Source organism: Pseudomonas sp. GW821-FHT12A04 (genome assembly GCF_058807755.1).
This window is the reverse complement of sequence record NZ_JBXAQZ010000010.1, coordinates 185088-209591: the sequence shown is the minus strand read 5'-3', so window position 1 is coordinate 209591 and position 24504 is coordinate 185088. Positions and strand designations below refer to the sequence as shown.

At 61.3% G+C, this 24504-nt stretch carries 22 protein-coding genes; 8 read left to right on the top strand and 14 right to left on the bottom strand.

Going from position 1 to position 24504, the window contains the following annotated elements; all coding sequences use genetic code 11:
- Positions 1–61: 61 nt before the first annotated feature.
- A complete protein-coding gene (locus AC1RS8_RS17420; protein WP_489338891.1) occupies positions 62–988 on the top strand; it encodes a 1-aminocyclopropane-1-carboxylate deaminase/D-cysteine desulfhydrase in 927 nt (308 codons plus the stop codon).
- Between the two features lie 34 nt (positions 989–1022).
- On the opposite strand, the gene AC1RS8_RS17415 is transcribed toward AC1RS8_RS17420, so the two are convergent.
- From AC1RS8_RS17415 to AC1RS8_RS17405, 3 genes are all read right to left on the bottom strand, one after another.
- On the bottom strand, positions 1023–1583 hold the full coding sequence (locus AC1RS8_RS17415) for a cytochrome b (protein WP_489338890.1): 561 nt from the start codon (positions 1581–1583) through the stop codon (positions 1023–1025).
- Between the two features lie 185 nt (positions 1584–1768).
- Complete coding sequence (gene phnX, locus AC1RS8_RS17410) at positions 1769–2596, bottom strand: phosphonoacetaldehyde hydrolase (RefSeq protein WP_489338889.1); 828 nt, start codon at positions 2594–2596, stop codon at positions 1769–1771.
- A 154-nt stretch (positions 2597–2750) separates the two neighbouring features.
- Complete coding sequence (locus AC1RS8_RS17405; RefSeq protein ID WP_489338888.1) at positions 2751–3860, bottom strand: 2-aminoethylphosphonate--pyruvate transaminase; 1110 nt, start codon at positions 3858–3860, stop codon at positions 2751–2753.
- 109 nt (positions 3861–3969) lie between these two features.
- On the opposite strand from AC1RS8_RS17405, the gene AC1RS8_RS17400 reads away from it, so the two are divergent.
- On the top strand, positions 3970–4833 hold the full coding sequence (locus AC1RS8_RS17400; RefSeq protein WP_154861372.1) for a LysR substrate-binding domain-containing protein: 864 nt from the start codon (positions 3970–3972) through the stop codon (positions 4831–4833).
- 121 nt (positions 4834–4954) lie between these two features.
- Here the strand turns inward: AC1RS8_RS17400 and AC1RS8_RS17395 are convergent, their stop codons facing one another.
- Entirely contained in the window at positions 4955–5827 is an 873-nt protein-coding gene (locus AC1RS8_RS17395; RefSeq protein WP_057714111.1) for a LysR family transcriptional regulator, read from the bottom strand.
- Positions 5828–6095: 268 nt separating this feature from the next.
- Between AC1RS8_RS17395 and AC1RS8_RS17390 the strand changes: the two genes are divergently transcribed.
- Together AC1RS8_RS17390 and AC1RS8_RS17385 are read left to right on the top strand one after the other, a co-directional pair.
- Positions 6096–7421 (top strand): MFS transporter, encoded by a 1326-nt coding sequence (locus AC1RS8_RS17390; RefSeq protein WP_057714112.1) that lies wholly within the window; start codon positions 6096–6098, stop codon positions 7419–7421.
- Positions 7422–7491: 70 nt separating this feature from the next.
- Entirely contained in the window at positions 7492–8883 is a 1392-nt protein-coding gene (locus AC1RS8_RS17385) for an FAD-dependent oxidoreductase (protein ID WP_057714113.1), read from the top strand.
- 3 nt (positions 8884–8886) lie between these two features.
- Here the strand turns inward: AC1RS8_RS17385 and AC1RS8_RS17380 are convergent, their stop codons facing one another.
- Positions 8887–10308, bottom strand: coding sequence for a type VI secretion system Vgr family protein (locus tag AC1RS8_RS17380; protein WP_489340636.1), 1422 nt, complete (start codon positions 10306–10308; stop codon positions 8887–8889).
- Positions 10309–10533: 225 nt separating this feature from the next.
- Here AC1RS8_RS17380 and AC1RS8_RS17375 point away from each other — a divergent pair, with 225 nt between their 5' ends.
- The gene (locus tag AC1RS8_RS17375) at positions 10534–11238 is read left to right on the top strand and encodes a YebC/PmpR family DNA-binding transcriptional regulator (RefSeq protein ID WP_056854673.1); all 705 of its coding nucleotides are present in this window, start codon (positions 10534–10536) and stop codon (positions 11236–11238) included.
- A gap of 132 nt (positions 11239–11370) precedes the next feature.
- Here the strand turns inward: AC1RS8_RS17375 and AC1RS8_RS17370 are convergent, their stop codons facing one another.
- The 4 genes from AC1RS8_RS17370 to AC1RS8_RS17355 form a co-directional block, all read right to left on the bottom strand.
- Positions 11371–12684: a leucine-rich repeat-containing protein kinase family protein gene (locus AC1RS8_RS17370; protein WP_489338887.1), complete on the bottom strand. Its 1314-nt coding sequence runs from the start codon at positions 12682–12684 to the stop codon at positions 11371–11373.
- A 125-nt stretch (positions 12685–12809) separates the two neighbouring features.
- Positions 12810–13934, bottom strand: a complete 1125-nt coding sequence (zapE, locus tag AC1RS8_RS17365) for a cell division protein ZapE (RefSeq protein ID WP_489338886.1) — start codon at positions 13932–13934, stop codon at positions 12810–12812.
- Positions 13935–14098: 164 nt separating this feature from the next.
- Positions 14099–14851, bottom strand: a complete 753-nt coding sequence (locus AC1RS8_RS17360) for an anti-sigma factor family protein (RefSeq protein ID WP_489338885.1) — start codon at positions 14849–14851, stop codon at positions 14099–14101.
- Positions 14848–15354: a sigma-70 family RNA polymerase sigma factor gene (locus AC1RS8_RS17355; RefSeq protein ID WP_057714118.1), complete on the bottom strand. Its 507-nt coding sequence runs from the start codon at positions 15352–15354 to the stop codon at positions 14848–14850. The genes AC1RS8_RS17360 and AC1RS8_RS17355 overlap by 4 nt, the downstream gene beginning before the upstream one ends.
- A 158-nt stretch (positions 15355–15512) precedes the next feature.
- On the opposite strand from AC1RS8_RS17355, the gene AC1RS8_RS17350 reads away from it, so the two are divergent.
- Complete coding sequence (locus AC1RS8_RS17350; RefSeq protein ID WP_407515651.1) at positions 15513–16598, top strand: catalase family peroxidase; 1086 nt, start codon at positions 15513–15515, stop codon at positions 16596–16598.
- Positions 16595–17140, top strand: a complete 546-nt coding sequence (locus AC1RS8_RS17345) for a cytochrome b (RefSeq protein WP_489338884.1) — start codon at positions 16595–16597, stop codon at positions 17138–17140. The genes AC1RS8_RS17350 and AC1RS8_RS17345 overlap by 4 nt, the downstream gene beginning before the upstream one ends.
- A 62-nt stretch (positions 17141–17202) precedes the next feature.
- Here the strand turns inward: AC1RS8_RS17345 and AC1RS8_RS17340 are convergent, their stop codons facing one another.
- Both AC1RS8_RS17340 and AC1RS8_RS17335 read right to left on the bottom strand, forming a co-directional pair.
- On the bottom strand, positions 17203–18354 hold the full coding sequence (locus AC1RS8_RS17340; protein WP_489338883.1) for a M14 family metallopeptidase: 1152 nt from the start codon (positions 18352–18354) through the stop codon (positions 17203–17205).
- 486 nt (positions 18355–18840) lie between these two features.
- Positions 18841–19182, bottom strand: a complete 342-nt coding sequence (locus AC1RS8_RS17335) for a DUF6124 family protein (protein WP_090456664.1) — start codon at positions 19180–19182, stop codon at positions 18841–18843.
- 129 nt (positions 19183–19311) lie between these two features.
- Between AC1RS8_RS17335 and AC1RS8_RS17330 the strand changes: the two genes are divergently transcribed.
- Positions 19312–19959, top strand: coding sequence for a LexA family protein (locus AC1RS8_RS17330; protein WP_057714123.1), 648 nt, complete (start codon positions 19312–19314; stop codon positions 19957–19959).
- A 38-nt stretch (positions 19960–19997) separates the two neighbouring features.
- Here AC1RS8_RS17330 and AC1RS8_RS17325 read toward each other — a convergent pair whose 3' ends face one another.
- The 3 genes from AC1RS8_RS17325 to AC1RS8_RS17315 all read right to left on the bottom strand — a co-directional run bounded on the left by AC1RS8_RS17325 (position 19998) and on the right by AC1RS8_RS17315 (position 24503).
- Positions 19998–21953, bottom strand: a complete 1956-nt coding sequence (locus tag AC1RS8_RS17325) for an acetyl/propionyl/methylcrotonyl-CoA carboxylase subunit alpha (protein WP_493163155.1) — start codon at positions 21951–21953, stop codon at positions 19998–20000.
- Positions 21953–22765 (bottom strand): gamma-carboxygeranoyl-CoA hydratase, encoded by an 813-nt coding sequence (locus tag AC1RS8_RS17320; protein ID WP_489338882.1) that lies wholly within the window; start codon positions 22763–22765, stop codon positions 21953–21955. The genes AC1RS8_RS17325 and AC1RS8_RS17320 overlap by 1 nt, the downstream gene beginning before the upstream one ends.
- Positions 22766–22895: 130 nt before the next feature.
- Positions 22896–24503 carry a carboxyl transferase domain-containing protein gene (locus tag AC1RS8_RS17315; protein ID WP_489338881.1) on the bottom strand — a complete coding sequence of 536 codons (1608 nt, stop codon included), beginning with the start codon at positions 24501–24503 and terminating at the stop codon, positions 22896–22898.
- Position 24504: the final 1 nt, after the last annotated feature.

The window sequence follows — 24504 nt, the reverse complement described above, 5'->3', positions numbered from 1 at the left end:
CAAGCCCCCTCGCCACAAGTCAGCTGTTAAGATGCTGGCTCTTCACCCAGAGCCGGCATTGATGCTTCTCCCACCCTCCACCTGGTTACCCCAGGCCCCCCTCGACCCCCTTCACCTCGACTGGCTCACTCAAGCCGGCATCGAAGTGGCGGTCCTGCGTCTGGACCGGATCGACCCGCTGATCAGCGGCAACAAATGGTTCAAGCTCATCGAACACCTGAAAACCGCCGACCGTCTGGGTGCCGAAGGCATCATCAGTCTCGGTGGCGCGCACTCCAATCATCTTCATGCGTTGGCGGCGGCGGGCAAGCGATTCGGCTTTTCCACTGTCGGCCTGTTGCGCGGGCATCCTCAGCAAACCCCGACGGTCGAGGACTTGCAGGCGTTCGGCATGGAGCTGCACTGGCTGGGCTACGCAGGCTATCGAGCGAGGCATGAAGCGGGTTTCTGGCAACCCTGGCAAACCCGCTATCCGACATTGCATCCGGTGCCTGAAGGCGGAGGTGGATTACCCGGTGCTGAAGGTTGCATGCAATTGCGGGCCAGGGTTTGTACCCAATTGGCGGGCTTGGGCTGGAATGACTATGACGGCTGGTGGCTGGCCTGCGGAACCGGCACGACCCTGGCCGGCCTGGTGCTGGCCGAAGCGGGGGATCATCCGGTATATGGTGCCCTGGCCGTGCCTGATGACCACGGGGTGGCGCAGCAGGTCGAGAGGATCGTGCAGGAAGCGGGTGTGGTCGATGTGGTGTATGAGCTGTTCGAGGCCAGTCGTGGCGGGTTTGCCAAGGTTGATCCGTTGCTGCTCGACTTTATTGAAAAGACGGAGCAGGCGGGAAATATTCCACTGGAGCCGCTGTATACCGGCAAGGCACTGCTGGCACTCAAGCACCAAGTGGAAGCGGGCAAGTTCGCCCGGGGCACGCGGCTGATCTTCGTCCACACTGGCGGCTTGCAGGGGTGGCGGGGATTCAATTCACAAACCTGAAAGTCACCGAAAACCAATGTGGGAGCGGTCAAGTTCAGGCGTCGCGGTTTACCCGCTTGGGCATCATCCGCAGCAATGTGTTATCGCCCACCACATAATGGTGATACAGCCCGGCCACGGCATGCAGGCCGATCAGCCAATAGCCGATAGTGCCGCCGAGCTCATGCCAGCCCTGGAGCTGTTTGGCCAGGTCCTTGTTTTCCGCTACCAGCATCGGCAGGTCTACACCGTAGAACATCACCTGATTGCCTTTGGCGCTGGTGACCAGCCACCCGAGAATCGGCGTGACGATCATGAAAATGTACAGCGCCCAGTGCATCAGCCTGGCCAGTGTCGTTTGCCAGTGCGGCGAGGCCGGGAAGACCTGCGGCGCCGGGCCGAGGCTGCGTGCGAACAATCGCAGCCAGACCAGAACGAATACGGTCAGGCCGAGCATGAAGTGTGATTCGACGATCAGCGTGCGCGCGCCACTGCCCTTGGGAAAGAATCCGCGAAACTCGATACAGGCGTAAACCAGCACCAGCAGGACCAGCATCAGCCAATGCAGCGCGATCGATACGGTGCTGTAGCGCGACTCAGAGTTTTTCCACGGCATAGGTGTTCCTCAGAGGTCCGGTTTAAAGCCACCGTTCTTGTCCGACGGTGTGCGTTAACTGTAATCCTGTTTCACCGGATTTGCCTGAGGCGATTGGTCGCTGGATGTACTGGTTCGGGTAACAGACGGAAAAAACTGTAGGAGCGAGCCTGCTCGCTCCTACAGGAGGGGGGGCGTTGCGGTATTTAGCTCGACTGTGGCATTTCGCCGTTGGCCAGGCGCTTGTTGATGTCGGCGATCACTTCCGGCAGATCGGTGATGGTGTCGATCATGTAGTGCGGGCGCGAACTTTCGAACATCCCATGGATGCGCTTGCGCTCGCTGTCCAGCTGATCGCTGCCCAGAGCGCGATAACCTTCGTAGTCCAGGCCCAGGGCGTTGCCCGAGCAGATCAGTGCCACGGTCCACATGCCCGCGCGGCGGCCTTCGAGAATGCCCGGCACGGTGTCATCGATCTTCACGCACGCGGCGACATCGTCGATGCCTAGGGCGATGACGTTGGCCAGCGCCTGGGCGGGCCATGGGCGACCATTCGGGACTTCGTCGGTGGCGACCACGTGGTCGGCAACGTAACCGTTGGTGGCGGCCAGTTCGACCACCTTGTCCATGACCTGTTTCGGGTAACCGGAGCAGGAGCCGATCCTGATCCCTTGCTGGCGCAGGTTGGCGATGGTCTCCAGTGCCCCGGGAATCAGCGCCGAGTGCTCGGCGATTTTTTCGATCTGCAGCGGCATGAAACGCTGGTAGATCGCAGTGACGTCATCGTCGGTCGGCGTGCGGCCGAACACTTTGCGATAACGCTCGGCAACTTCCGGCAGATCGCACAGGGTGCGGATGTGGTCCCACTTGCCCATGCCCATCGGGCCACGGGCCTCTTCGATGGACACCTGGACGTCGAACTCGGCGAAAGCCTCGACGAAAATCTGCGTCGGGGCGAAGGAGCCGAAGTCGACCACGGTGCCGGCCCAGTCGAGGATGGCGGCTTGCAGCTTGGTTGGGTTGGCGTAGTTCATGGCGTTTGGATTCCTGTGATATCGATCTATTCGGAAATTCAGCTTTTCTGTGGGAGCGAGCTTGCTCGCGATAGCGGTCTTACATTCAACATGTGTGTCGACTGATCGGGCCTCATCGCGAGCAAGCTCGCTCCCACAGGGAATGTGGTGTGGTTTAGATGTCGAGCACTTCCATCTCGCGCAACACTTCGGCAATCGCCGCCACCGCTTCGCGCATTTGCGCCGGGTTGACATGGCCGATGCAGCCGACGCGGAAGGTTTCGACCTGGGTCAGTTTGCCGGGGTAGAGGATGTAGCCCTTGGCCTTGACCCGCTCGTAGAATTCTTTGAACGCGTAGCGCGGATCTTTCGGGGCGTGGAAGGTGGCGATGATCGGCGCCTGGATAGCCGCCGGCAGGAAGCTGTGCAGCCCCAGTTTGCCCATCTCTTCCATCAATGCCTGGCAGTTGGCGGCGTAGCGTTCGTGCCGCGCCGGCAAGCCGCCTTCTTCGTTGTATTGCAGCAGGGCTTCGTGCAGCGCCGCGACCACATGGGTCGGCGGGGTGAAGCGCCACTGGCCGGTCTTGGCCATGTAGGCGTGCTGGTCCTGCAAGTCCATCGCCAGCGAATGCGAGTTGCCGGCGGCGCTGGCCAGGGATTCTTTGCGAGCGAAGACAAAACCCATGCCCGGCACGCCCTCCAGGCATTTGCCCGAGGCGGCGATCAGTGCGTCGAACGGCACTTGCTGCGCATCCACGGGCAGGGCGCCGAAGGAGCTCATGGCGTCGATGATCAGGCGCTTGCCGTGTTGCGCCACTACTTGGGCGATCTCTGGCAGCGGATTGAGGATGCCGGTACTGGTTTCGCAGTGAATCAGGGCGACATGGGTAATGTCTTGATCGGCACGTAGCAGGCGGTCGACGTCGGCGGCGGTGGTTGGCTCATCTTCTGCGGTTTCGAAGGTACTGAAGGAGCGGCCCAGTACTTCGCAGATTTTCGCCAGGCGTTTGCCGTAGGCGCCGTTGATCAGGACCAGAATCTTGCCGTCCCGTGGCACCAGCGTGCCGATCGCTGCCTCTACCGCGAAGGTGCCGCTGCCTTGCAAAGGCACGCAGTGGTGGGTGGCAGTGCCGTTGATGATGGCCAGCAGTTGCTCGCAGAGGCTGGCGGTCAGTTGATTGAAGCGGTCATCCCATGAACCCCAGTCGATCATCATCGCCTGACGGGTGCGGGGCGACGTGGTCAACGGGCCGGGGGTGAGCAGGATGGGTTCGGCAGTACTCATTCTCGTGTCCTCGCAATCGATGGGATGAAGCTACGGGGCTTAAATTGCAATTTGCCGTGTTATCAATCAAATTGTTTATTGTTATGCCAGCCATCAGTGAGGGTTATTCATGAACCTGTTTCAGCTCCGCGCCTTCGATGCCGTGGCCCGGGAAGGCAGCTTTACCCGGGCAGCGGCGCGGCTGTTCATCAGCCAGCCGGCGGTCACCGGGCACATCAAGGCTCTGGAGGAGCACTACCAGATCACCCTGCTGCGCCGCACCGCCCGACGGGTGGAGCTGACGGAGGAGGGCACCAAACTGGCGGCAATCACCCGGGCGATGTTCGGCCTGGCCGAAGAGGCGCAGGTGATGCTCGAAGCCAACCGGCAATTGCTGACCGGGCGTCTGGAGGTGGCGGCGGACGGCCCGCACATGGTCATGCCCATGCTCGCCAGCCTGCGGGCGCGCTATCCGGGGATCACGGTGAACCTGCGCCTGGGCAACGCCCAGGAAACCCTGGCGGCGCTGCTGTCCGAACATGCCGACGTGGCGGTGCTGACCGAGGTCGAGCCGCGCAAGGGCCTGCATCTGCAGGCACTGAACGAGTCGCGGATTTGCGCACTGGTGCCCGACGGGCATCCTTGGGCGCAGAAGACTAAAGGCGTGCAGCTCAAGGAACTGGATCAGGTGATCATGGTGCTGCGCGAACCGAGTTCGATTACCCGGCGCACCTTCGATGAGGCTTGCGCCCAGGCCAGGGTCAATCCACGGGTGTTGCTGGAACTGGACAGCCGCGAAGCGGTGACCGAGGCGGTGGCCGCCGAACTGGGGGTGGGGGTGGTGTCGTCGGTGGAGGTCAGCCACGATCCACGGGTGGCGGCGGTGCCGATCATTGGCGAGGGGTTGGTGAATCGGCACATGATTGGTTGTATGGAGCGGCGGCGGGACTTGCGCTTGATTCAGGCGTTTTTCGGGTTGGCGCCCGTCAGGTAGACCGAGTTGCCTGCATCGCGAGCAAGCTCGCTCCCACAAGGGATTTGCGTCGACCACAGATTATTCAGACGATACACCACCACTGTGGGAGCGAGCTTGCTCGCGATGGGGGCGTACCTGCCTACACAAGACTCTCGCGCACCATCTCAAGAAACGTCGCCACCACCCGCCGCGAACTCTGCTCGCGCAAGCACACCAGGGTTTCCGTCAGCCTGCGTTTGCAATCGATAATCGGCAGCGCACACACCCGCGAATCCGCGCCAAACTCGGCAGCCGATACAACGCCCACGCCAATCCCCACCACCACCGCCTCCCGAGCTGCCTCGCGACCTTCAACCTGAATCGCTGGGCGGATGCGAAACCCGGCCCCCGCCATTTCCTCCTCCAGCGTCTGCCGGGTCACCGAACCGATTTCCCGCAACACCAGTGGCGTGTCGTCGAGGTCGGCGAGGGTGATGGATTCGCGGTCGGCCCACGGATGATTGCGCGACACGAACGCCACCATCGGGTCGTTGCGCAGGGGCAGTGAAATCAGGCGTTCATCGCTGACGTCACGGCCCAGCAATGCAAGGTCGGCCTGGTAGTTGAACAGTCGAAAAAGCGACTCGTCGGTGTTGCCGGTTTCGATCTTCACGCTGATCCCGGGGTAGCGCTCGCAGAATCGGGCAATCTGCGGCAGCACGTGCACCGGTGCATCCACCGCCAGAATCAGGCTGCCGGTCTGCAGGGCCTGGGATTCCTGAAGCAGTTCCTGGGCTTCCGCCTCGATCACAAAAAGCCGCTGGGTAACGCTCAACAGACGCTCGCCCAGATCGGTCAGGCGCACCGAGCGTTTGTTGCGGTGAAACAGCAAAACACCGTAGCGCTCTTCGAGTTTGCGCACCTGGTCGGAAATCGCCGGTTGCGTCAGAAACAGGCGTTCGGCGGCCTTGGTAAAGCTTCCATGGACCGCCACGGCGTGGAAAGCTTTGAGCTGGGCGTGGGACACCGACATGGGAATCTCCAGTAACAAGCTGAGCTTATATTTGAAATACGATAAATCGATTTCACTTATTAATCAGTAATTGTTTTTATCCACCTCAGCCCCGTTGACTGGTCAGTCGAACAGCAGCGGGTGCCATGAGCCTGTGCGTGCAACTACAGGACTCATCTGACCGGTATCCGCCGTAGGGACAGGGCGATATCGCAGTGCTCAACAATAAAAACACAGGCGTTTTCTTCCAATTCTGCCGGCACACTCACACCCTGAGGTCAGAACCACAATGAACAAGCACATCGGCACCATCAAGCGTTGGCGCGTGCAGATCTTCGCGATCACCTGGCTCGCCTACGCCGCGTTCTATTTCACCCGCAAAGCATTCTCGGTCGCCAAGCTCGGTATTGGCGAAGACCCGACCTTCATGCTCGACAAAATGGCCATGGCCAACCTCGACGCCATCTACCTGACGGCTTACGCCGTCGGTCAGTTCACCTGGGGCATCCTCGCAGACCGTTTTGGCCCGCGAGTTGTGGTGCTCGGCGGGTTGCTGATTTCCGCCGCCGCGGCGCTGGTGATGGGCAACTTCGCAACGTTACCGATTTTCGCTACCTGCATGCTGATACAAGGCCTGGCGCAGTCCACCGGTTGGTCGGGGCTGTGCAAGAACCTCGGCAGCTTCTTTCCCTCCGAGCAACGCGGACGGGTATTGGGCCTGTGGAGTTCCTGCTACGCCTTTGGCGGTCTGGTAGCCTCGCCGTTTGCCGGTTGGTGGGCGTACACGCTCATCGGCAGCTGGCATGCGGCGTTCATTTCCAGTGCGGCGGTGGTTGGGCTGGTCGCCGTGCTGTTTTTTATTTTCCAACGCAACAAACCGGAGGACGTCGGCTTGCCGGCGGTGGAGCCGGAGCCTGAGCTGACCGCCGAACAAGCTGAGGCGCAAAGCAAAATCAGCATGTGGGAGCCTTTGAAGGAAATCCTGCGCAACCGCACGGTGCTGGTGTTGGGGTTGGCGTACTTCATGCTCAAGCCGGCGCGCTACGCGATTCTGCTGTGGGGGCCGGTGATCGTCTTCGAACAGATGCCTTCGGTGGGCAAGGTCGGCGCGGCGATCATTCCGACTGCGTTCGAGCTGGCCGGGTTGCTCGGGCCGATCCTGATTGGCCTGGCCTCGGACAAACTGTTCGGCGCCCGGCGCATGCCGGCCTGCGTGATCAGCCTGTTGGCGCTGACGGTGTCCCTGGCGTTTTTCATGGGCGCCCTGCATACCGGCAGCGTGCTGCTGGTGGTGGCGCTGCTGTTCGTCATGGGCCTGACCCTCTACGGACCGGACTCGATGATCAGCGGCGCGGCCGCCATCGACTTCGGCACCGCCAAGGCCGGCGCCACGGCAGCCGGTTTCGTCAACGGCTGCGGTTCGGTCGGGGCGATTCTCGGCGGGCTGCTGCCGGGCTACTTCGACACCGTTACCGTGTTCATCGTCTTCGCCGGCTGCGCCATGTTCTCGGCGCTGGTATTGATCCCGCACTGGAACAGCCGCCCCGGTGGCCTGGGCACTCACTTCGCCTATGTGCCCAATCAAGCGATGACTATCAAACCCCTGCGTACCTGAATCCTGTCCCTCGTCGCCTGCTGCACCTGCGGCAGGCCGGCGTGTGGGCCACTGACCGGAGATTGACCCCATGAGACCCTTTTGGCTGGACCAGGCCTTGAAGGCTGATGCATCCGAAACCTGTCCGCCACTGGAAGGCGACGCCCGCGCCGATGTCTGTATCGTCGGCGGTGGTTACACCGGGTTGTGGACCGCGATCATGCTCAAGGAGCAGAACCCCGAACTGGATGTGTTGCTGATCGAAGCGGACATCTGCGGTGCCGGGGCCAGTGGACGCAATGGCGGTTGTGCGTTGTCGTGGTCGGCCAAGTATTTCACCCTCGAACGTTTGTTCGGTGTCGAAGAAGCCGTACGTCTGGTCAAGGAGTCCGAGCGCAGCATCCATGCCATCGGCGCCTTCTGCGAACAGTATGGGGTGGACGCCGATTACCGCCTCGATGGCACCCTCTACACCGCGACCAATCGCGCGCAGGTCGGCTCGACCGACGCTGTGATCGCGGCGCTGGAGCGCAACGGCATCAACTCGTTCACCCAGCGGCCAGTGGCCGATGTGCAGCGCATGGCCGGTTCCAGCAAACACCTGGAGGGTTGGTTTTCCCCGGCCGCGGCCAGTGTGCAGCCGGGCAAACTGGTGCGTGGCTTGCGCCGGGTAGCCCTGCAACTGGGGGTGAGGATTCATGAAAACACAGCGATGACCGGGCTGGAGGAGGGCCGACCGGCGGGCATTCAAACCCCCAAGGGCACCATTCGCGCCGACCGCGTGGTGCTGGCGATGAACGCCTGGATGGCCCGGGCGTTTCCGCAGTTCGAACGCAGCGTGGCGATCGTTTCCAGCGACATGCTGATCACCGAGCCTCGGCCGGATTTACTCGACGAAATCGGCCTGACCAGCGGCGTCACGGTGCTCGATTCGCGGATTTTCGTGCACTACTACCACAACACGCCGGACGGCCGGATCATGCTCGGCAAGGGCGGCAACACCTTTGCCTATGGCGGGCGCATGCTACCGGTGTTCGATCAGCCATCGCCTTATGCCGGCCTGTTGCAGAGCAGTCTCGCGGATTTCTTCCCGGCGTTTGCCGACGTCAAGGTCGAGGCGACCTGGAACGGTCCATCGGATCGATCGGTGACCGGGCTGCCGTTCTTCGGGCAGATGAGCGCCAGTGGCAATGTGTTTTACGGTTTCGGCTATTCCGGCAGCGGCGTCGGCCCCTGCCACATGGGCGGGCAGATTCTGGCGTCGATGGTTCAAGGCCTGGACAACCCCTGGACCCGTTCGCCGCTGGTCAATGGCCCACTGGGCTTTTTCCCGCCGGAGCCGATTCGCTACATCGGCTCGCTGATGGTGCGCAACGCCATCCGCCGCAAGGAGCGCGCGGAGGATCACGGGCATCGGCCACGGCATCTGGACGTGCGTCTGGCGAAGTTCGCTGCTGCAGCCGGCAAGGCTGACAAGGGTTGAGCGTCAGGGTGCAGGGTCCGAGCGGGTGAGCAGCCAGTCGAACAGCAGGCGGGTATCGCCACGGGGCTCATGCGGGCGAGGGCGGTGAGGTTGTGGCCGAGGGCCCATGGCCGTACAAAGCACCGGGCGATCCGGGTCACTGTCGAGGAAAATCACCAGTACCTCGCTGCCAGCCACGGGCAAGCGGGCCGGATCGATCCAGTCCTCGGCGGTGGTCAGCGCCAGCGGTAGCCACAGGCCGTTGGACTCTTCAGCGTCTGGTTGCGTGGCGGGCCAGAGGTTCACCTGAACCCGGCCATCCTCGTCCACTGCCGCCGGTTGCCCGACCGGGCCGCACACGCGACCGGGCTGATACCCGGGGATACTCGGCCTGGGTTGTTTGAGCGCTGGCCTGAATACCGTCGACCAGGGGATGGCGCTGAATTGATTGCGGTAACCCGAGGCCGTGCCCGGTGTGTCGTCGAGCAGAATGGATGACTGACACCCCTGATGGCGGATTTCGGTAACCAGCCACTGATCATTGAAATTCGCCAGCGGGTGCTCGGCCACTTGCAGGATCCGGCCACTGCGTAATGCCCCCTGGCTACTTTGACCGTGGATCTGCTGGTGACGGCAGCGCAGGCGTTCCAGTTGTCGACGGCTGAGCTGGTCGCGATGTTGTTGCTCGCCAGCGGGACAGTGCCTCGCCGTGGCGAACGAGTGATTGGCTGCGCCTTCGCTGATGTCCGCTGCACCCGGATTCCTGGCGCCTGGACGCACAGGGGAGAGCGTGGCGTCATGGCGCTGGAACAGTTCGCTGATCACCGGTTCCTGGTGTTCGCCGGGGGCGCCGCCGCTCATCGACATGAGCAGGGGCTCCTGGGGAAAACTCAGGCTGTCGTCGGCCAGCACCAGCACATGGCCGTCGCGTTGATGCTCGAAGTGATAGTGGATGCCTTCTTCCTCGCACAGCCGTTGCAGCAACGCCAGGTCGGATTCCTCGTACTGAATGCAAAAAGGTCGCAGGGGATAGTGCCTGGTTGCCAGTTCAAAGCGATAACTGCTGGCGGGCAACCCATGTTCCTCCAGCAACTGGCGCAGGATCATGGGCACGCTGGCGTGCTGGAAAATACGTCGGCATCGTTGCTGTTCCAGCACCTGGACACGAGGCACCAGCACCAGCTTGTAAGCGACCCGGTGCCCGCTTCGATGTTCACAACTGGCGCTGTCCAGCACGCCATGAATGCCTTGATCGTGGCCGAATTCGAGGAACGCCGGTTGGTGCAGCAATCGCTCAAGGTTCAGGGCTGGTGCCAGCCCGATCACCTCGATGTCGAATCGATAGGGCTGGTTGAGAGCTTCATGACCACTGAACCGGACCACCTGGAAGTTCAGGTCGTCTTCGAGAAGCGTCAGGGTGGTGGGACTTTCCTTGTCGTTGTGCATCGAACGCGCTACCGCTGTGGAGTAGGGTGCAAAGCGTACGAAACCCCGGCGCATTGCGGGCACGGTAAAGCGACATTTCCGAATTGCCCTACAACCGCTGGTGAAGATGTCGATGCAAGTCGGGATTTTTTGGTCGATTGCCAACTTTAGGCCGTATAAACTTGTGCAAAGCGTCGGCCAATAGATGTCTCGGCGCCACAGATGCCACAGATAAGAGAGTGAGAAATGGGCGCACAGTGGAAGGTTAAACACAAAGAAGCGGCAGCCAATGCCAAGGGCAAGATCTTCGGCAAACTGGTGAAAGAAATCACCATTGCTGCGCGCAACGGCGCTGATACTGCTACCAACGCGCACTTGCGCCTGGTGGTTGAACAGGCCAAGAAAGCTTCGATGCCCAAGGAAACACTGGATCGTGCCATCAAGAAGGGCGCGGGCCTGCTGGGCGAAACCGTGCAATACCATCGCGTGACCTATGAAGGGTTCGCCCCGCATCAGGTGCCGTTGATCGTTGAGTGCGTGACCGACAACATCAATCGCACCGTCGCCGAGATCCGCGTGGCGTTCCGCAAGGGTCAGCTGGGGGCTTCCGGTTCGGTGGCCTGGGACTTCAACCACGTCGGCATGATCGAAGCGTCGCCGGACACCCCGGATGCCGATCCGGAAATGGCCGCCATCGAAGCCGGTGCACAGGATTTCGAGCCGGGTGAAGAGGGTGCAACCCTGTTCCTGACCGAACCGACCGACCTCGACGCGGTGCAGAAAGCCCTGCCGGAACAAGGCTTCACCGTGCTGTCGGCCAAACTGGGCTACCAGCCGAAAAACCCGGTCAGCGGCCTGAGCGATGAGCAGATGGCGGAAGTCGAAGCGTTCCTCGAAGGCCTCGATAACCACGACGACGTGCAGGACATGTTTGTCGGGTTGGCGGGTTAAGTCTTTGTGTCAATGACGGTCATGTTGTTTGACAGACCGTCATCGTCGGATCGCCGCCCGGAGCAAGCTCGCTCCCACAGGTTTAGCGCTACCCTGTGGGAGCGAGCTTGCTCGCGATTGACCGCGCAGCGGTCACAGACTTTCCAATTGCCGCACGATTTCGCTGAACCCCGGCCGTACCAGCACTTGCGGCTGGCAGCAACGCTGTTGCAGATCTTTCAGTACCCCACGCTGTTCGTCGCTCAACCCCGAATTGACCCGCTCCAGCAGTTCGCCCAGCAACACCCCGAACGCCCGCACCTCGATCCGCTGCAAGGCGCGGCTTTCCAGGCTGTCGGAAATCCCGTGGAACGACGCCGCGCCAAAATCCCCCAGCAAGCAATCGCCCTGTTCATTCCACAGAATATTGTGCCCGTAGAGATCGCCATGGGTGATGCCGTGGTTGTGCAGGTGTTCGGCCACCGAGGCAATGCCCGAGGCAATACACAGCGCCACCGCCGCACTGAAACGCAAGCCTTCGGCATAAATGTCGCGGCTGCACGACGTCAGGCTCGGCAGACCGGCGAGGTTGCGAAAACTCGGCGGGACCAACTGCATGACCAGCCCGGCGGTTTGTTGCGGGTGATCGACAATCCGCCCTTCGACGCGAATCAGATTCGGGTGCAGGCCCGCGGTGATGCAGGCGTTCATCTCGTGCAGCGGCGAGCCATCGCTGGTCATTTCGCCCTTGTAGAGCTTCACCGCAACTGGCATGGCCGGTTGGTCGGTCGGTTGCCAGACAGCTTGATGAATCACTCCGGACGCCCCTTCGCCGAGTTTTTTCTCCAGGTGCAATGCCGACCAGTCAATGCGCGGTGTGGCATCGAGGGCGGCGGCATCGGCTTCGGTTTCCAGCGGATTACCGGCGTAGGCCAGCCAGGTCAGGCTTGGCAGCGTCAGCAGCCATTGCGGCAAGTCGGTGAACTGGTTGGCGGCGATGCGGATCAGCTCCAGCCGATGACAATTGTGCATCGACTCCGGCAACGCCTGCAGGCGGTTACCGGCAAGCATCAGCTTTTGCAGGTATGGCCGCTCTCCCAACGCGCTCGGCAGCGTCTCGATGCAATTGTCGGTCAGGATCAGCCAGCGCAGCAGTGGTGGCAGTGCCGCTGCGGGCACGTGGGCTATACGGTTGGCCTTGAAGCCAATCATCGTCAGTGCAGCGCATTGGCCAACACAGGCCGGCAACTCGGTGAAACGGTTATCGGAGCAGAACAGTACGCGCAAACGGGACAGGCGATGCAAGTCCTCTGGCAACGCGCTCAGAGCATTGCCGCTGAGGTTGAGCACTTCCAGCGAATCCGCCAGATCGAAGATCTCCCGGGGAAACTCGGTCAGGCCCTCGGCCAGATCCAGCCGCGTGATGCCCGACAACTCGCCGGCGCGCAATTGAGCAAGGGTATGCATGAACAGATTCGCCATTAACCTAGAGGAGGGCGCGGGGCCCTGGAAATGGGCGACATGATAGCGGGAAAGATGTGGGGCCGGGCTTGCTCGCGAAGAGGCCCCTCAATACAACAAAAAGATATCGATCAGACTGGTTCGCTGACTTCGACCAGTTGTCCCAATCGGCTGCGCGTGCGCGCCAGATCAATGGCATCGCCACCCAGGCTTTCGCGCAATGAGTGCTGCCCGAGCAACGTCAACTGCTTGTCCTGGTCGTACAGCACGTCGATGAGATTGATAAAACGCTGCTGGGCGGCAATCGTGCAATCGCCCAGCAGTGGCAGTTCATCGATGATCCAGCGGTCGAACTGGCGGCACAGCTCCAGATAATCCATCACCGCCGTGGGCTGATCGCACAAATCGGTGAAGGTAAAACCGACGCCGCGCCCTTCGCAGAAACGTGCTCGCAAATGCCGGGTACCTACCGGCAACGAAACAGGCGGGGCATTGTGCCTGGGCAGGTTCAGCGATTGTCGTTGCGCCACGCTCGCCGGCCAGACGTAGTGACCTTGAGTGAACAACTGATGCGCATGGGTTCGGGCCTGGCTGCGGTAGTCGTGGGGCCCGCCGACCTCCATCACCTGCATGCGCGTATTGATCAAGTCGATCACCGGTTTGAAGCGGGCGTGGTACAGCGGATTGGGCAACAGGCCTTCGGGCGGATAATTGGAGGTGACCAGCAACAGGATGCCGCGCTGGAACAGTGCCTTGAACAACCGGGTGATGAGCATCGCATCGCCGATGTCGTGCACATGGAACTCATCGAAACACAGCACCCGGCAATCGCTGAGCAGTTCATCGAGGGTGATCGCCAGGGCGTCGGCCTGATCGCGGTGCTCGAACATGCCCTGGTGCAGTTGGGCGAAAAAATGATGGAAGTGCAGACGTTGTTTTTGCGCGAGGGGAATGGCCCGGAAAAACCCGTCGAGCAGCCAGCTTTTGCCGCGCCCCACGGCACCATGCAGGTAAAGGCCGGGAAGGGGTTTCGCCGCAGTGCCCATCAGCATGCAGGCATGCCGGGCCATGCAGTCGATCACCCGCTGTTGGCTGTGACTGAGGGTGTAACCCTGGGCATGGGCCTGATGGCGAAAGTAGTCGTGGATGACTTGGCCTGTCGCGGCGCTACCGGGCGCCGGTGCCTTGCCGAGAAGGCGACGCAACGTTTGCCAGCGCGATTTGATTCGCGAACGGCTGGGCGGTCGAACGGCCACTGGGATATCACCTCTGGTGTACGGGCAGGCTCTTTGTGCTGCGCCGCCATAGTGTAACCAGAGCAGGGAATCTGCTTCCAGCAGTGTCGGCATATTCCGGGCCACCGTCACTGGCCTCTGAAGGAACACCGCAAACTCCCACAAAAAAAGCAGCTGGATGGCGATCAGAATTGAGTGGTCTGTTTGAGCATCCGTGCCGCTGGTGTATCCGCCTGGCTGACCATCGCATAGTTGTAGCCACTTCCCGACCAGTACTCGGCCTGCAACTCGCCATCACTGCGACTGCCCCTGGGCAGCAGGAAGTTTTTCGGCCCTGGCGGGCGCACGTAGAAACTGATTTTCTGCCCGCTCTGGTTCTCGTAGACCACCATCGCCGCCGGGCCTTGCTCGGTGCTCAGCAGGCGCCCGCTGACCGGTTTGAAACCGGCATCCGAAAGGTCGGGCAGGCGGTTGGCCTGTGTGAAGTAGCGGTCGAGCCAGCCTTGCATGTCACCGTCGTCGCCGACTTTGAAATCCGCCGGCAGGAGGCCTTGCTGGGCAATCAGGCGATACGCCTGCAGCGCATCGGTCATTGGAAGCTGGGGGCTCGCCAGTGTCATCTCCCGCGCTTGCCAGCCGCTGAAACCGCCGACGCTGACGGCGATGAACAGCACCGCGGCACTGGCCAGGTGTCTACGGGATTGGCGTTTAAGACGTTGGCGTATAACCGCCGGATCCAGGTCCGGGTTCGACGGTTGTTGCAAGGCACCACTCAGCGCTGCGCGCAGTGCCTGGGCATCCTGCTGCCAGGCGCGCACTTGCGCGGCCATCTGCGGGTTACCGGCCAGAAACGTCTCCACCTGGCGTCGGTCGGCGTCGCTCAGTTGGTGGTCGACGTAGGCATGCAGGTCACGTTCGCTGGGGGGCATGCTGATCATTTGAGTCTCCGCAGGGAAGGGCGGTTGATTTCGCCATCGCTGAGTTGGCGCAGGGCCTGGCGAGCTCGGGACAGGCGGGACATCACGGTGCCGGTGGGTATGTCGAGAATCTCGGCGACCTCTTTGTAACTCAAACCTTCCACCGACACCCAGAGCAGCAGCGCGCGCTGCTCGGTGGGCAGCCGGTCGAAGGCGTTGAGGGTCGATTGGGCAATCACGGTGCGCTCCACCGAGGGCTGGGCATCGTCACGCCCGGTGAAGAATTCGAGCATGCGCGCGTAGCGCCGGGAGCGACGGTGAGCATCGAGAAACTGCCGATAGAGAATCGAGAACAGCCAGGCGCGCAAGTCGCCCTCGGCGCGTTTGCCAGCCCAACTCGAGAGTGCCCGCTCCAGGCTCGCCTGCACCAGGTCGTCAGCGCTGCTGGTGTTGCGCGTCAACGACACGGCGAACCGTCGCAATCCTGGAATGATTTCCCTCAGTTGTTCGTCGATATCGTTCATGAAGTTCTGACTAGTCACTACGCTTGGGACTAGGAAGACGTCCGGTACCGGAGGTTATTCCACGTCAGAAAAAATAAACACCGCGCGTGGGAATAAACCTGCATGCGGTACGTCTGCTTGATTCTTCTCACTTGTGGCCGATGGCCCTGGAGTCTTTCATGGTAGATCGATCATCACCGCCAACCCGGCCACCCTTGAGTGCGGCAAGCCTGACGTTGCGTCTGGCTGGCATTGCCGTGGTCGTTGCCGCCGTGGCTGGGGCGTTTGCCTACGTCAACGGCACCTTTGACCCACAGCGCCTGACCCCGAAGAAACTGATCAACGTGCTGGAAACCAACAACGGCGTGCATCCGGGTTTCCGTCGCAACCATTCCAAAGGCGTGTGCGTGATCGGGCATTTCGAGAGCAGCGGTGAGGCGCGCAGCTATTCCACCGCCCAGGTGTTCAACGAAGCTCGGACGCCGGTGGTCGGGCGTTTCGCCTTGCCGGCCGGCAACCCTTATGCTCCGGACAGTGCCGTGCCGATCCGCAGCATGGCCTTGCGCTTCACCCAGGCCAACGGCCAGCAGTGGCGCACGGGGATGAACAGCATGCCGGTGTTCCCGGTGGGCACGCCCGAGGCGTTCTATCAATTGCAGCAGGCACAATCGCCGGACCCGGCTACGGGCAAGCCGAACCCGACTGCGGTTCCGGCGTTTTTCGGTGCGCATCCGGAAGCTGCACCCTTTCTGGCCTGGATCAAGACCGCCAAACCGTCAGCCAGTTACGTCACCGAGACCTATAACAGCGTCAACGCGTTTTATCTGGTGAACGCTGCCGGACAACGCCAGGCTGTGCGCTGGAGCATGGTGCCGGTAGCGCAGGATGCGTCGGGTGCCATGGCGCCCGAGGGCAGCGACTTTCTGGAGAAAGACCTGGTTCAGCGTATAGCCGCAGGACCGTTGCGTTGGCAGTTGAATATCATCCTGGCCAATCCCGGCGATCCCGTGAACGACGCCAGCAAAGCCTGGCCTGAAGGGCGCAAAGTGTTGAACGCAGGCACGCTGGTGCTGGAAAAAACCCAGCCGCAACTCAATGGCGAATGCCGTGACATCAATTACGACCCGCTGGTTTTACCCGCCGGTATCGAAGCATCCGACGACCCGTTGCTCGCCGCTCGTTCAGCCGGTTACGCCAATTCCTACCTGCGTCGCACCAGCGAAGTCAGCCAGTTGCCCGCCGCCAAACAGGAGGCCCAGCAATGAGCACCCAACCCAACCACTTCGCTCCATTGGCGCGACTGCTGCACTGGCTGATGGCACTGATGATCATCGCCATGCTGTTTATCGGTGCCGGCATGGTCGCCTCGGTGTCCGAACGGCATGAATGGCTGATCAATCTGCACAAACCTTTGGGTGTCGCGATCTTGCTGCTGGTGATCGCGCGGCTGGTGGTGCGGTTCTCCACCACGCAACCACCGCTGCCGGCGGATTTGCCGGGTTGGCAAGCGATGGCGGCCAAGGCCTCGCATGTATTGCTGTATGCCTTGATGCTGGTCTTGCCGTTGCTGGGCTGGACGATGATTTCGGCGTCGGGCGAACCGGTGATGCTCAGCAGTTCGCTGCAGTTGCCGTCGATCGTGCCGGCGAACGCCCAGCTGTTTGCGTTTTTGCGCAAGGCCCATGGGTATCTGGCGTATCTGCTGTTTCTGACCGTGTTGCTGCATTTGGCGGCCGCGTTGTTTCACGGTTGGGTGCGGCGGGATGATGTGCTGGACAGCATGTTGCGGGGTAAGGATCGCGGCTAGTTGCAATGGAAAAAAAGATCGCAGCCTGCGGCAGGCGGCGATCTTTTGATCTTGAAGGGAGATCAGCGCAGGGTATCGACCATATCCGCAATGGTGGTGAGCACATCCTTGCCCAGCTGCTTCGACCGCTTGCCTGACCAGCCCGTCAACGGGTTCGGATGATCATCGTGATCTTTGAACGGCATTTCCAGGGTCAGCGAAAGGCAGTCGTACTTCTGGCCCACGCTGTTGCAGGCCAGCGTCATGTTGGCTTGACCCGGCTCGTCGCGGGTGTAGCCGTGTTTGGTCTGGAAATCCTTTGTGGTGTGTTTCAGGTGGTTGCGGAAGTGTTCTTCGAGTTTTTCGATCCGTGGTGTGTAACCCGGATTGCCTTCGCAAGCAGCTGTGAACACATGAGGGATTTCCTCGTCACCATGGACGTCGAGGAACATATCGACGCCGTATTTTTCCATCTGCTGCTGTACGAACAGGACTTCCGGGCTGATTTCCTGGCTGGCGCTCTGCCAGGCGCGGTTCAGGTCCTGGCCCATGGCGTTGGTGCGCAGGTGTCCGTGGAAGGCGCCATCCGGGTTCATGTTCGGCACCAGGTACAGGTCGGCGCCGGCCAGCAGTTTGTTCAGCACCGGGTCGTCGTTCTTTTCCAGGCGCTCGATCACGCCTTCCATGAACCACTCGGCCATGTGCTCGCCCGGATGTTGCTGGGCGATGATCCACACTTTGCGCTGGCCTTCGACGCCTGTGCCTTTGCGCAATAGCTGGATGTCGCGACCTTCGACACTCTTGCCGGTGGCCAGCAGTTCGGTGCCGGCCTTGGTCAGCGCCTGCTCGATCAGCCAGTCGTGGCGGCCACGGCTGTAGGGTTCGAAGTAGGCGAACCAGGCATGGGTCTGCTCGGCTTCGAGGCTGAAGCGCAGGCAGTCGCCTTCGAAAATGGTCGGTACGCGGAACCAGTTGACGTGGTCATAGGACGCCACCGCCTGATAGCCGGCCCAGGCCTTGTTGTAGGAGGATTGGCTGGCATTGTTCAGGCGAAACCAGTGCTCCTGGCCGACATGCAGGCCGCTTGCCTTGAAGTGGAACCATTGGAAATGGTTGCTTTTGGTATCGGGGCGGATCGCCAGCAGGGGCTTGAGCGGGTCGCTGACATCGATTACCTGGATATTGCCGCTGTCGAAGTTGGCACTGATGTCGAAAGAAGATTTAGCCACGGCCATAATCGGGTCCTTGAATATGATTTTTATGGTGGCTACTTTACACGCAAGAGTGGGGTGAAACCGAGGGGAATTGCGGGGTGCGAGGGTGGGGGCGTCCTCCTTGACGCCGCCGCAGCTTAGAGACTATGCGATTGATTCTCAAGTGCTATCTGTCGCTGGTTTTAGCCAATGATGCCGGGCTTCTCTTGCCAACTGGAATTCTTTTGATATCATCCGCGCCATCGAATTTGCGGCACCCAAAGACTTCATTAGCCTGAAGCCAAAGCCAGAAAAACTGGCAAAAAAAAGACCCGGCAAAAAGCCGGGTCAAAAACCGTGATTAGCCTGATGAGGAGATAGTCCAGGAGACCGACCTAAGGTCACCTGGTCCATCGACTGATCTCGCGATCAGTCGATGCAATAATAATCATTCTCGTTTGCAAGTCAAACGTTTTTACCTGCGCGACAGGAAAATTCTTTCCTGCCCTCTCGATTTGCCTTCTCACCTCAACCGTTTTCATACTTCTCCAGCGATCGATCGACCATCGCCTTGGCCATGTCGATCATGTGCACCGTCGAAAATGCCAGGTCGCGGCTTGCGCCTTGCAGATGATTGGCGGACTCGTACGCGGTGGCGGCAGCACAGCGCAACAGGTCCAGGGCATGGACCAGCGCCTCTTCGCCGCTGATATTGCGGTTTACATCAAAAAAACGCGGCTCGGCCACTCCCTCCGAAACAGCTGGTTTCAAGTAATAGTCCAGCGCGCGTTGTGCCGCCGCTGAGTCCAGGGGCGAGGCAAAGGTGGTGTCGATGTGCATGTCCGGCAGGTCATTGGTGGGTTGGTTCATGGCGATGGCAAGCTCCGTGTTAGATTCAGATCCGTGAACCGATCCTAATACGAACTGTATTTGTGACGGCAATTTAAATACTACATTTTGTGTTTTGATGGCTGGAGTCGCCCACGTATCGTGCCGCACATGGATAAATGGATTGAATTGGTCAAGGCCAAGATGAGTGAACTCAAAATCACTCAAGAGATACTCGCCGAGCGCCTCGGGATGTCCCAGGGCGGCATTGGCCACTGGCTCAACAAACGTCGTGAACCCGGCATCGAAGACATGAACCGTGTGCTGCAGGCGCTGGGCCTTGAGTTTCTCGAAGTGGCGCTGGTGATCCGGGAGCCGCAGGCGTCAACGGACGACGAAATCCCCCTGACACAGAAGTACAACCCGTACTTTCGCTACCCGGTCAGTGACTGGCGCGAACCTGCCGTAGTGCGTGACGGCGAGGTTCCGGTATACGGAAAAGGACACTTTGAACTGTCCGATTACCACGCCCGGGGGCCGGCATTCTGGTTGAGAGTGGCAGGCGATGCGATGACCGCACCCAATGGCATCAGTATCCCGGAAGGCATGCTGATCCTGGTGGACCCTGCGGTGGACGTCGAACCTGGCAAACTGGTCATTGCCCAGTGGCCGGGCAGCAACGAAGCCACGTTCCGCAAGCTCATCGAAGAGGGCGGGCAGCGTTATCTGGTCCCGCTCAATCCGACGTATCCGAAAGCCTTGTACACCGAAGAGTGTCGAATCATCGGTGTAGTGGTTCAGGCAACAGCCAGGTTCTGATCAGATCGGTCCTCGCGATGCGTAGGACCGATCTCATTTCACGCTTCTTCCAGTTCGACCAGCGCACTGCCTTCGCTGACCATTTCGCCTTCCTGGCAATACAGCGCCTTGATCACCCCGGCGTGGGGCGCGCGGATGCTGTGCTCCATCTTCATCGCTTCCAGTACCACCAATTGCGCCCCGGCCTCGACCGATTGCCCGGCCTCTACCAGTACCCGGACGATGCTGCCGTTCATGGGAGCGGTCAGCCCGCCCTGATGGCTGTGGCTGGCCTCGACGGCGCTGATCGGGTCGTAAGACTCGATGCGGCGCAACTCGCCATCCCACTGCAAATACACATAGTCGCCACGGCGTATTGCGCGGTGCTGACGGCGCACGCCTTCGTGCTCGGTCAGCAGTTGCTCGCCATTGAGACGTGCGCTGTGGGCATTGATGTCGCCCAGCGTCAGCGCACGGTCCTGACCTTCACAACTCAAGTGAAGGGTGATTTCTCTCGGCAAGCCGGCACGCAGCCCGTTAGGTGCAGCCCACGGCGAACTCGGGTCATCGGCGCGGGTTGCATGGGGCTGGCTCTGGGCGAACGCCTGGGCGGCGGCTTGCCAGAAGTCATCGCTGAGTTCCGCTGGGGTCGGCAGCAACTGTTCCTGATAACGCGGAATGAAGCCGGTATCCAGTTCGGCAGCGGCAAATTCCGGGTGGCCTATGATGCGCCGCAGGAAATTGATGTTGGTCTTCAGCCCGCCGATGGCGAATTCGTCGAGCATGCTCAGCAGGCGCAAGCGCGCCTGTTCACGGTCTTCACCCCAGGCAATCAACTTGCCGAGCATCGGGTCGTAGAAAGGCGAAATTTCATCGCCTTCTTCAACGCCGCTGTCCACTCGACGCCCCGGCCCTTGGGCGGATTCGCGATACAGCTCCAGGCGACCGGTCGCCGGCAGGAAATCATTGCCCGGGTCTTCGGCATACAGCCGCACTTCGATCGCGTGCCCCACCAGTGGCACCTGGTCTTGCGTCATCGGCAACGCTTCGCCGCGTGCCACGCGAATCTGCCAAGCCACCAGGTCGAGGCCCGTGATGGCTTCGGTGACCGGGTGTTCGACCTGCAGGCGGGTGTTCATCTCCATGAAGAAGAACTCACCGCGCGCATCCAGTAAAAACTCCACGGTGCCGGCACCGACGTAACCGATGGCCTGCGCCGAGCGTACGGCGGCTTCACCCATGGCGCGCCGCAGCTCCGGACTCAGGCCCGGCGCCGGTGCTTCCTCGACGACTTTCTGATGACGACGTTGAATCGAGCAGTCGCGTTCGTTGAGGTACAGGCAGTTGCCGTGCTGGTCGGCGAACACCTGGATTTCCACGTGGCGTGGCTTGAGCAGGTATTTCTCCACCAGCATCCGCGAGTCGCCGAACGACGATTGCGCCTCACGCTGGGCCGAGGCCAGGGCTTCGGCCAATTGGCTGACGTCCTCGACCACTTTCATGCCTTTGCCGCCGCCCCCGGCCGTGGCCTTGAGCAACACCGGGTAGCCGATACGTTCGCAGGCGGCGCGGAAGGTTTCCAGGTCCTGGGCTTCGCCGTGATAACCGGGCACCAGTGGCACGCCAGCGGTTTCCATCAGGGCTTTGGCGGCGGACTTGCTGCCCATGGCATCGATGGCCGAGGCGGGCGGGCCAAGGAAAATCAGGCCGGCCGCTTCGATGGCGCGGGCGAACCCGGCGTTCTCCGACAGAAAGCCATAGCCGGGGTGAATCGCCTGGGCGCCGCTGGCCTTGGCGGCGGCGATCAGTTTGTCGATCTGCAGATAGCTGTCGACGGCCTTGCTGCCACCGAGGTCAACCCGAATGTCGGCTTCGCGGCTGTGCCGGGCGTCACGGTCGGTGGCGCTGTGCACGGCCACGGTGGTCAGGCCCAGGGCCTTGGCGGTACGCATTACCCGGCAAGCGATTTCGCCACGGTTGGCCACCAGCAGGGTGGTGAGGACAGGTGCGCTCATCAACGGGGCTCCTTGGTGGTTTCGGCTTGCCAGCTCGGCGGACGTTTTTGCAGGAAGGCGCGCAGGCCTTCCTGGCCTTCGGGGCTGACGCGGATGCGGGCGATGGCGTTTTCGGTGTAGCGGCGCAATGCCGGGGTCAGTGAGCCGTCGCCGACTTCGCGCAACAGGTCCTTGCTGGCGCGCATCGCGGCCGGACTGTTGAGCAGCAGGTTGTCGATCCATTGCTCGACTTTCTGTTCCAGCTCGGCACTTGCATAGCTCTCCGACAACAATCCGATTTCCCGTGCCCGTTGCCCGCCGAAGCGCTCAGCGGTCAAGGCATAGCGACGTGTAGCGCGCTCGCCAATGGCTTGCACCACGAACGGGCTGATTACCGCGGGTGCCAGGCCGATGCGCACTTCCGACAGGCAGAATTGCGCATCATCGGCACCGATGGCCATGTCGCAGCAACTGATCAAGCCCAACGCGCCGCCAAAGGCTGCGCCTTGCACGACGGCCAGGCTCGGAATCTTCAGTTTGGCCAGGTTGTACATCAATTCCGCCAGTTCCCGGGCGTCATCGAGGTTGGTGGCGTAATCGAGCTCGGCCGATTGCTGCATCCAGGCCAGGTCGGCGCCGGCGCTGAAATGCTTGCCACGACCGCGCACGATCAGAAACCGCAGGCTGGCATCGCTGGCGACTTTGTCGAGGGCGAGTATCAGTTCGCGGATCATTTCGGCATTGAAGGCGTTGTTCTTTTCTTCACGGCTGAGCCACAGCGTGGCAAATCCACGGGGGTCGGTCAGCAGTTCGAGGGTGTTGAAGTCGCTCATATTGTCCGTCTCCACAACTCTATTCTGTAGGAGCGAGCTTGCTCGCGATGGTCTTGAGGACGCCGCTGGGTGTCAGGCTTTCAGCGTTATCGTTGACGACCATCGCGAGCGAGCTCGCTCCTACAAAAAATCACATCCGGAACACGCCGAAGCGGCTCGGTTCGATTGGCGCGTTCAACGACGCGGACAAGGCCAGGGCCAGTACGTCGCGGGTCTGGGCCGGGTCGATGACACCGTCGTCCCACAGACGCGCGCTGGAATAGTAGGGGTGACCCTGTTCTTCGTACTGGTCGAGGATCGGTTGCTTGATCTCGGCCTCCTGTTCGGCGCTGAAACCATGGCCACTGCGCTCGGCCTGTTCGCGCTTGACCTGCACCAGCACGCCGGCCGCCTGTTCGGCGCCCATCACGCCGATGCGCGCATTCGGCCACATCCACAAGAAGCGCGGATCGTAGGCGCGACCGCACATGCCGTAGTTACCAGCACCGAAACTGCCGCCGATGATCACGGTGAACTTCGGCACCTTGGCGCAGGCCACGGCGGTCACCAGTTTCGCGCCGTGCTTGGCGATGCCGCCAGCTTCGTACTTCTGCCCGACCATGAAACCGGTGATGTTCTGCAGGAACAGCAGCGGGATGCCGCGCTGGCACGCCAGTTCGATGAAGTGCGCGCCTTTCTGCGCCGCTTCAGCGAAGAGGATGCCGTTGTTGGCGAGGATCGCGATCGGGTAACCGTGCAGGTAAGCAAAACCGCAGACCAGCGTCGTCCCGAACAGCGCCTTGAACTCGTCGAACACCGATCCGTCCACCAGCCGCGCAATCACTTCGCGCACGTCAAACGGTTGCTTGGCGTCAGCCGGGACCACGCCGTACAACTCGTCACTGCTGTAGAGCGGGGCGATCGGCGTGCGTTGCTGAACCTCGCCTTGCTTGCGCCAGTTGAGGTTGGTGATGCTGCGGCGTGCCAGTGCCAGGGCGTGTTCATCGCTCTCGGCATAATGGTCGGCCACACCGGAAATCTTGCAGTGCACATCGGCCCCGCCGAGGTCCTCGGCACTGACCACTTCACCCGTCGCGGCTTTCACCAGGGGCGGGCCGGCGAGGAAGATGGTCGCTTGTTCGCGGACCATGATCGCTTCGTCGGCCATGGCCGGCACATACGCGCCGCCAGCGGTGCAGGAGCCCATGACCACGGCAATCTGCGGAATGCCCATGGCGCTCATGTTGGCCTGGTTGAAGAAGATCCGCCCGAAGTGCTCGCGGTCCGGGAACACTTCATCCTGACGCGGCAGGTTGGCGCCGCCAGAGTCCACCAGATAGATGCACGGCAGACGGTTCTGCTGGGCGATGGTCTGGGCGCGCAGGTGCTTTTTCACCGTCAGCGGGTAATACGAGCCACCTTTGACCGTGGCGTCGTTGGCGACGATCATGCACTCGACGCCTTCCACACGGCCGATCCCGGCAATTACGCCAGCAGCGGGGACGTCTTCGCCATACACCTCGTACGCCGCCAGTTGGCTGATTTCCAGAAACGGCGAACCCGGATCCAGCAAGCGGTTGATGCGCTCGCGAGGCAGCAATTTGCCCCGCGAGGTATGGCGTTCCTGAGCCTTCGGGCCGCCACCTTGCGCCACTTGGGCGAGCAGGGTGTGCAACGCGTCGACCTGCTTGAGCATCGCTGCGCTGTTGGCGGCGAACTCCGCTGAACGGGGGTTGAGCTGGGTATGCAGGGTAGCCATG

What these genes read in the sequence shown, in the direction of transcription:
- AC1RS8_RS17420 (WP_489338891.1), top strand. Translation starts at nt 62, where the DNA reads ATGCTTCTCCCACCCTCCACCTGGTTACCCCAGGCCCCCCTCGACCCC.
- AC1RS8_RS17415 (WP_489338890.1), bottom strand. Translation starts at nt 1,583, where the DNA reads ATGCCGTGGAAAAACTCTGAGTCGCGCTACAGCACCGTATCGATCGCG.
- phnX (WP_489338889.1), bottom strand. Translation starts at nt 2,596, where the DNA reads ATGAACTACGCCAACCCAACCAAGCTGCAAGCCGCCATCCTCGACTGG.
- AC1RS8_RS17405 (WP_489338888.1), bottom strand. Translation starts at nt 3,860, where the DNA reads ATGAGTACTGCCGAACCCATCCTGCTCACCCCCGGCCCGTTGACCACG.
- AC1RS8_RS17400 (WP_154861372.1), top strand. Translation starts at nt 3,970, where the DNA reads ATGAACCTGTTTCAGCTCCGCGCCTTCGATGCCGTGGCCCGGGAAGGC.
- AC1RS8_RS17395 (WP_057714111.1), bottom strand. Translation starts at nt 5,827, where the DNA reads ATGTCGGTGTCCCACGCCCAGCTCAAAGCTTTCCACGCCGTGGCGGTC.
- AC1RS8_RS17390 (WP_057714112.1), top strand. Translation starts at nt 6,096, where the DNA reads ATGAACAAGCACATCGGCACCATCAAGCGTTGGCGCGTGCAGATCTTC.
- AC1RS8_RS17385 (WP_057714113.1), top strand. Translation starts at nt 7,492, where the DNA reads ATGAGACCCTTTTGGCTGGACCAGGCCTTGAAGGCTGATGCATCCGAA.
- AC1RS8_RS17380 (WP_489340636.1), bottom strand. Translation starts at nt 10,308, where the DNA reads ATGCACAACGACAAGGAAAGTCCCACCACCCTGACGCTTCTCGAAGAC.
- AC1RS8_RS17375 (WP_056854673.1), top strand. Translation starts at nt 10,534, where the DNA reads ATGGGCGCACAGTGGAAGGTTAAACACAAAGAAGCGGCAGCCAATGCC.
- AC1RS8_RS17370 (WP_489338887.1), bottom strand. Translation starts at nt 12,684, where the DNA reads ATGCATACCCTTGCTCAATTGCGCGCCGGCGAGTTGTCGGGCATCACG.
- AC1RS8_RS17360 (WP_489338885.1), bottom strand. Translation starts at nt 14,851, where the DNA reads ATGATCAGCATGCCCCCCAGCGAACGTGACCTGCATGCCTACGTCGAC.
- AC1RS8_RS17355 (WP_057714118.1), bottom strand. Translation starts at nt 15,354, where the DNA reads ATGAACGATATCGACGAACAACTGAGGGAAATCATTCCAGGATTGCGA.
- AC1RS8_RS17350 (WP_407515651.1), top strand. Translation starts at nt 15,513, where the DNA reads ATGGTAGATCGATCATCACCGCCAACCCGGCCACCCTTGAGTGCGGCA.
- AC1RS8_RS17345 (WP_489338884.1), top strand. Translation starts at nt 16,595, where the DNA reads ATGAGCACCCAACCCAACCACTTCGCTCCATTGGCGCGACTGCTGCAC.
- AC1RS8_RS17340 (WP_489338883.1), bottom strand. Translation starts at nt 18,354, where the DNA reads ATGGCCGTGGCTAAATCTTCTTTCGACATCAGTGCCAACTTCGACAGC.
- AC1RS8_RS17335 (WP_090456664.1), bottom strand. Translation starts at nt 19,182, where the DNA reads ATGAACCAACCCACCAATGACCTGCCGGACATGCACATCGACACCACC.
- AC1RS8_RS17330 (WP_057714123.1), top strand. Translation starts at nt 19,312, where the DNA reads ATGGATAAATGGATTGAATTGGTCAAGGCCAAGATGAGTGAACTCAAA.
- AC1RS8_RS17325 (WP_493163155.1), bottom strand. Translation starts at nt 21,953, where the DNA reads ATGAGCGCACCTGTCCTCACCACCCTGCTGGTGGCCAACCGTGGCGAA.
- AC1RS8_RS17320 (WP_489338882.1), bottom strand. Translation starts at nt 22,765, where the DNA reads ATGAGCGACTTCAACACCCTCGAACTGCTGACCGACCCCCGTGGATTT.
- AC1RS8_RS17315 (WP_489338881.1), bottom strand. Translation starts at nt 24,503, where the DNA reads ATGGCTACCCTGCATACCCAGCTCAACCCCCGTTCAGCGGAGTTCGCC.